General features: G+C 40.0%; 2 protein-coding genes. One reads left to right on the plus strand and one right to left on the minus strand.

The features are described from left to right. Positions 1 to 13 precede the first annotated feature (13 nt). Positions 14 to 1,357, plus strand: coding sequence for an adenylosuccinate lyase (purB, locus tag WBM98_RS02180; protein ID WP_424364384.1), 1,344 nt, complete (start codon positions 14 to 16; stop codon positions 1,355 to 1,357). 61 nt (positions 1,358 to 1,418) lie between these two features. On the opposite strand, the gene WBM98_RS02185 is transcribed toward purB, so the two are convergent. Then, positions 1,419 to 2,234: a mechanosensitive ion channel family protein gene (locus WBM98_RS02185; protein ID WP_424364383.1), complete on the minus strand. Its 816-nt coding sequence runs from the start codon at positions 2,232 to 2,234 to the stop codon at positions 1,419 to 1,421. Positions 2,235 to 2,508 lie beyond the last annotated feature (274 nt).

Genomic DNA, 2,508 nt, shown 5'->3' on the forward strand with positions numbered 1-2,508 from the left:
AATCCCATTATCCATGTCATTATCTGAATTGAATGCAATTTCACCCATTGACGGTCGCTATAGAAGCAAAACGGCTTCCTTGTCCCCCTATTTTTCGGAGGAAGGATTGATTAAATATAGAGTTCAAGTAGAAATCGAATACTTTATCGCGCTTTGTGAAATTCCGCTACCTCAACTTAAATCTTTTGATAACACCAAATTTGATGTTCTAAGGGATATATACAAGAATATTGATTCGAGTGATGCACAGGATATTAAAGAAATAGAAAAAACAACGAACCACGATGTAAAGGCGGTCGAATATTTTATCAAAGGGGCATTTGATACCTTGGGATTAAGCGCCCATAAGGAATTCATACATTTTGGATTGACTTCACAGGACATCAACAATACGGCGATTCCATTGTCGATCAAGGATGCGATGAACGATGTCTATGTTCCACAGTATTTCGAGGTATTGGATAAATTAAAGGAATTGGTGAAGGAATGGGCGAACGTACCCTTACTGGCCAGAACACATGGACAACCCGCCTCCCCTACCCGTTTGGGCAAGGAAATAGAAGTTTATGTGGAACGATTGAAAGAACAATTCAATCTTTTGAATGACATTCCCAGTGCGGCGAAGTTCGGCGGGGCGACAGGAAACTATAATGCGCATAAAATCGCCTATCCCCATATTGATTGGAAAGCATTTGGACAGCAATTCGTTCAAGAGAAATTGGGATTGCACCATTCGTTCCCTACGACCCAGATCGAACATTACGACCATTTGGCAGCACTTTTTGATACCTTAAAGCGTATAAATACCATCATCCTAGATTTGGATCGGGATTTCTGGACCTATGTGTCCATGGATTATTTTAAGCAAAAAATAAAAAAGGGTGAAGTGGGATCTTCGGCCATGCCCCATAAGGTTAACCCCATTGATTTTGAGAATTCTGAAGGGAATATCGGCATTGCCAATGCCATTTTTGAGCACTTATCGGCCAAATTACCGGTATCTAGGTTGCAACGTGATTTAACCGATAGTACCGTACTGAGAAATGTAGGTGTACCCTTGGGCCATACGTTGATTGCTTTTAAATCTACACTAAAAGGATTGGGCAAACTGTTGTTGAACCAGGAAAAGATCGAACAAGACTTGGACAACAATTGGGCCGTGGTGGCTGAAGCCATTCAGACCATATTGAGAAGGGAAGGGTATCCCAATCCCTATGAAGCTTTAAAAGGATTGACCCGAACCAATGAAAAAATCAATCAAAAGACCATGGCCGATTTCATTGACACTTTGGAGGTTTCCGATGCCATAAAAATGGAGCTGAAGGCGATTACCCCAAGTAATTATACCGGTATTTAGATTAAACTGCATAAAAAAAGCCACTTATTGCAGTGGCTTTTTATGTATAATCCGTAATTATCTATCCATTTTTGCGTATTTCCACTTGATGTGGATATGGAATTTCAATACCTGCTTTATCCAAAGCCAGTTTACAATTTTCCAAAGTGCCAAAATACACATCCCAATAATGCTCGGGCTTACAATACGGGCGCACAGCAAAATTCACCGAGCTATCGGCCAATTCCGAAACATTCACCGAAGGAGCCGGATCTTTCAACACCAAAGGATTTGAAGTCAAGACCGCCATTAAGACTTCCTTGGTCTTTTTGATGTCCTCCCCGTAGCCTACCCCAATTGTTGTATCTACCCGCATTTTACCTTCTGCCGTATAGTTTATTATATTGCCATTGGCCATGGCGCCATTCGGTATTATCGCTAATTTATTCCCTGGAGTTATCATTTTTGTAGTGAAAATCTCGATTTCCTTGACCACACCCAATTCTCCTTGTGCCTCGATCAATTCACCGATTTTATAAGGTTTGAAAATCATGATCAGTACACCGCCCGCAAAGTTCGATAACGACCCTTGCAAGGCCAACCCAACAGCTAAACCAGCGGCAGCGATAACAGCGGCAAATGTGGTGACATCAACGCCTAATTGTGATATAACGACAAGGATCAAAAATATCTTAAGAGCCCAAGAGACCATATTCAATAAAAATCGTTGTAGGGATTCATCGTATTTACTTTTGTTCATTACTTTACGGGAAGAACCTACTATCTTCTTGATAACCCAAGAGCCAATAATGAAAATGAGTATTGCTGTGAGCAATTTTGGGCCAAATTCTTTGGCAAGTTCCAAACCGTAATTAATCCATTCCGTTGCTTTTTCCATTTTAAAATTTATGTTAGTGTTAATAGTGAAACGAAGATAATAATTAGTGTTTAGAATAAATAATGCCCTTACTTATTACTGGTATTTTTGAAAATAAAAAACCTGCCCAATTGCATGGGCAGGTTTTTTAGTATCAAAGTTTTGCAACTATCCTTTGATAAAATCGGCAATACTTTCCAAGCCTTCACCTTTATAGTCCGATTTTTGAATGGTCTTCATGAATTGGGCCAAGTTGGCCGGTTTCATATTGTTGCCCAATACACGGATCAACATA

The organism is Maribacter sp. (assembly GCF_049667165.1).
Lineage (GTDB): Bacteria > Bacteroidota > Bacteroidia > Flavobacteriales > Flavobacteriaceae > Maribacter_A.

Coding starts and splice junctions, on each gene's coding strand:
- purB (WP_424364384.1), top strand. CDS start 14: ATGTCATTATCTGAATTGAATGCAATTTCACCCATTGACGGTCGCTAT.
- WBM98_RS02185 (WP_424364383.1), bottom strand. CDS start 2,234: ATGGAAAAAGCAACGGAATGGATTAATTACGGTTTGGAACTTGCCAAA.